3 protein-coding genes and 2 pseudogenes are annotated in these 3,364 nt (G+C 34.0%); 1 reads left to right on the forward strand and 4 read right to left on the reverse strand.

All coding sequences use genetic code 11. The features are described 5' to 3' along the window. A pseudogene (locus NE054_RS07475) lies at positions 1-630 on the forward strand (excinuclease ABC subunit UvrA); the annotation flags it as partial. Here NE054_RS07475 and NE054_RS07480 read toward each other — a convergent pair. The 4 genes and pseudogenes from NE054_RS07480 to NE054_RS07495 form a co-directional block, all read right to left on the reverse strand. After that, positions 625-924, reverse strand: a complete 300-nt coding sequence (locus NE054_RS07480) for an Lrp/AsnC ligand binding domain-containing protein (protein WP_297890276.1) — start codon at positions 922-924, stop codon at positions 625-627. The pseudogene NE054_RS07475 and the gene NE054_RS07480 sit on opposite strands and share 6 nt — an antisense overlap. An 11-nt stretch (positions 925-935) precedes the next feature. Continuing rightward, positions 936-1,544, reverse strand: coding sequence for a Uma2 family endonuclease (locus tag NE054_RS07485; protein WP_297890278.1), 609 nt, complete (start codon positions 1,542-1,544; stop codon positions 936-938). Positions 1,545-1,557: 13 nt separating this feature from the next. Continuing rightward, complete coding sequence (gene hslU, locus NE054_RS07490) at positions 1,558-2,907, reverse strand: ATP-dependent protease ATPase subunit HslU (protein WP_297890280.1); 1,350 nt, start codon at positions 2,905-2,907, stop codon at positions 1,558-1,560. A gap of 12 nt (positions 2,908-2,919) precedes the next feature. Beyond that, a pseudogene (locus NE054_RS07495) lies at positions 2,920-3,288 on the reverse strand (acetate--CoA ligase); the annotation flags it as partial. Positions 3,289-3,364: the final 76 nt, after the last annotated feature.

A 3,364-nucleotide genomic window follows, 5' to 3' on the forward strand; every position in this document is an offset into this window, starting at 1 on the left:
TCTTTTAACGTAAAAGGAGGAAGATGTGAAGCTTGTCAAGGAGAAGGTGTGGTAAAGATAGAGATGCACTTTTTACCGGATATATACGTTCAATGTGAAGTCTGTGGAGGAAAAAGGTACAACAAAGAAACTTTATCAATCCTCTACAAAGGGAAAAATATCGCAGATGTTTTAGATATGACAGTAGCAGAAGCGTTAGAGTTTTTTGAAAACATCCCAACGATAAGAAACAAGTTAAAAGTTCTTCATGATGTTGGATTAGATTACATAAAGCTTGGACAACCGGCTACCACTTTAAGCGGTGGAGAAGCCCAAAGAATAAAACTATCAAAAGAACTTTCAAAAAGAGATACCGGAAGAACGTTGTACCTTTTAGATGAACCTACAACAGGACTTCACTCTCACGATGTTGCAAAACTCATTCAAGTATTAAATAAACTTGTAGAAAAGGGAAACACCGTTGTAGTGATAGAACATAACCTTGATGTAATAAAATGTGCAGATTGGATAATAGACCTTGGACCAGAAGGTGGAGAAAAAGGTGGAGAAATAGTAGCCCAAGGTACTCCGGAAATGGTAGCTAACAATGAAAAATCTTATACAGGAAGATTTTTAAAAAAGTATTTATAATTTAACAACCATGCAGGTTGTAGCTTTTTTTACTCCAGGAATGGAGTTTATATCTTTTATAACAACTCTTCCTATTTCGTTTTGGTCTTCACCAACTAAGTAAACGATAATGTCGTATATTCCGGTAACAACATCTGCAGATTTTACATTAGGAACAGATGCCAAAGCCTTTAAGATTGATGGAATTTCTGAAGGATTGGCTTCAATTAAAACGTAAGCAGATGCTGCCATCTTTATTTCTACATCTTTTAACAACTCTTCAAATGTTATTGGAAGTTCTTCTAACTTTTCCATCTTCTTTCTCCTTATCTGATTTCTTCTTTTATTAACTCTTCAAGGTTTAATTTTATATCATCTATTAATTCTATTTCATCGTTCCAGTTTGTAATGAACCATCTTTTATCTTTTTCGGCAACTAAAACTTTTTTATCATCTGTTGTGTACCATACAACTCTTTTAACACCAGCGTTTAACAAATCCTGTGTCTTTTCTTTTATATAAGAAAGAATTTCTCCATTGTATTTTTTTAAATCTGCTTTTGTATCAACTTCTATAACTACTTGTGGAGGAATCTTTGTATACTTGTTATTTAAACCTTCTTTTAACAGTTTTTCTTTTTCAAAAATGGCTATGTCCAAATTTCTCCAACTTCTTGGTGCAAATTGAAATCCTATTTCATTTGTTACTATCTTATACTTTTTTGGAAGATTTTTTATCAAAAATTCTACTATTGAGGCAACTATCCAAGACTGTAAAATAGTACTTGCCATAACAGCCTCCGGATTTAACTCTCCGTTGAGTACCTTTTCATAATCTTTATAGTATATAGGTTTTCCGTATCTCATTTCGTATATTAGTATCTTAGGAATAACTTTCTTCTTAGAGCTTTTTCTTTCTTTTTCTGTAACTACCATTGGAATCACTCCTCTAAAGAATGTATCTACTCAAATCTTCACTTGATATTATATCTCCTAACTTTTCTCTTACAACTTTAGAATCTATAACAACTTTTTGTCCTTTTAAATCCGGAGCGTTGAAAGAGTAATCTTCCATTATTTTTTCTAATATTGTGTGAAGTCTTCTTGCTCCAATATTCTCTGTTTTTTCGTTTACTTCTTCGGCTATTTTTGCTATTTCTTCTATAGCATCGTGAGTAAACTCAAGGTCTACTCCCTCTGTAGCCATAAGGGCTTTATACTGTTTTATAAGGGCATTTTTTGGCTCTGTTAGTATCTTTACAAAATCTTCTTTTGCTAAAGGTTTTAGTTCTACTCTTATTGGAAATCTTCCTTGAAGCTCTGGTATAAGGTCAGAAGGTTTTGATAGATGGAATGCTCCTGCTGCTATGAATAGTATGTGGTCCGTTTTTACTGGTCCATATTTTGTAGATACAACTGTTCCTTCTACTATTGGTAAAAGGTCTCTCTGGACTCCTTCTCTTGAGACATCCGGTCCGGATTTACTGCTTGACTTTGATGCTACTTTATCTATTTCATCAATAAAAACTATTCCAAAGTTTTCCACTCTTTTTACGGCTAGAGTTTGAACTTCGTCCATATCTATGAGTTTTTCAGCTTCTTCGTTTTCTATCACTTTGAGGGCTTCTTTTACTGTTAACTTTCTTTTTTTTGTTTTAGATGGACCTAAAGATGAGAATATCTCCTTTAATTGGCTTTCTATGTCTTCAAGTCCTGGTACAACAACACCACCTATTACAGCTGCTGTTTTCTCAGTTATGTCTATTTCTACAACTTTATCATCTAACAGTCCTTGTTGAAGCATCTGTCTGAATTTTTCTCTAGCTGGAGAGTGCTGTTCTTCCTCTTCAATCAATGTACCGTATCTTCTTGGTTTTTTGGGTACAAGGTAATCTAATATTTTTTCTTCTGCAATTTTTCTTGCTTTTTCTCGGACTTCTTCCATCTTTTCTGCTTTTACCATCTTAAAAGCCACATCTGTAAGTTCTCTTATAATTGATTCTACATCTCTCCCTACGTATCCAACTTCTGTAAATTTTGTAGCTTCTACTTTTATGAATGGTGCTTTTACTAATGATGCCAATCTCCTTGCTATTTCTGTTTTTCCTACCCCTGTTGGACCTATCATAAGAATATTTTTAGGTATTACTTCATCTCTTAGGTCTTCAGGAAGGTTCTGTCTTCTCCACCTATTTCTCAATGCTATTGCAACAGCTTTTTTTGCTTCATACTGTCCTACTATATACTTATTTAGCTCTTCTACAATTTGTTTGGGTGTAAGTTCTTCTCTTACTTCCACTTATTCCCTCCTTCAATCTTCCAAAGTAGATATATCTCCAAGTTCTTGACCAAGTTCTTTTGCTCTTAGTACTCTTCTCATTATCTTTCCACTTCTTGTTTTTGGTAGTTTATCTACAAACTCTATCTCATCCGGAACAGCAATAGCTCCTAACACCTCTTTCACTGTTTCTTTTATCTCTTCTATTAACTCTGGTGATGGTGTAATTCCTTGTTTTAAAACTACAAAGGCTTTTATAGACTCTCCTTTTATATCGTTTGGTTTTCCTATTACTGCTGCTTCTGCTACAGCCGGATGTTCTATTATCGCTGACTCTACTTCCGCATTACCAATCCTGTGTCCTGCAACACTAAGTACATCGTCTGCCCTACCTAAAATCATTCTATAACTACTTGTGGAGGAATCTTTGTATACTTGTTATTTAAACCTTCTTTTAACAGTTTTTCTTTTTCAAAAA

It is taken from the genome of Sulfurihydrogenibium sp. (assembly GCF_027448985.1).
Classification (GTDB): Bacteria; Aquificota; Aquificia; order Aquificales; family Hydrogenothermaceae; genus Sulfurihydrogenibium.

What these genes read in the sequence shown, in the direction of transcription:
- NE054_RS07480 (WP_297890276.1), bottom strand. Translation starts at nt 924, where the DNA reads ATGGAAAAGTTAGAAGAACTTCCAATAACATTTGAAGAGTTGTTAAAA.
- NE054_RS07485 (WP_297890278.1), bottom strand. Translation starts at nt 1,544, where the DNA reads ATGGTAGTTACAGAAAAAGAAAGAAAAAGCTCTAAGAAGAAAGTTATT.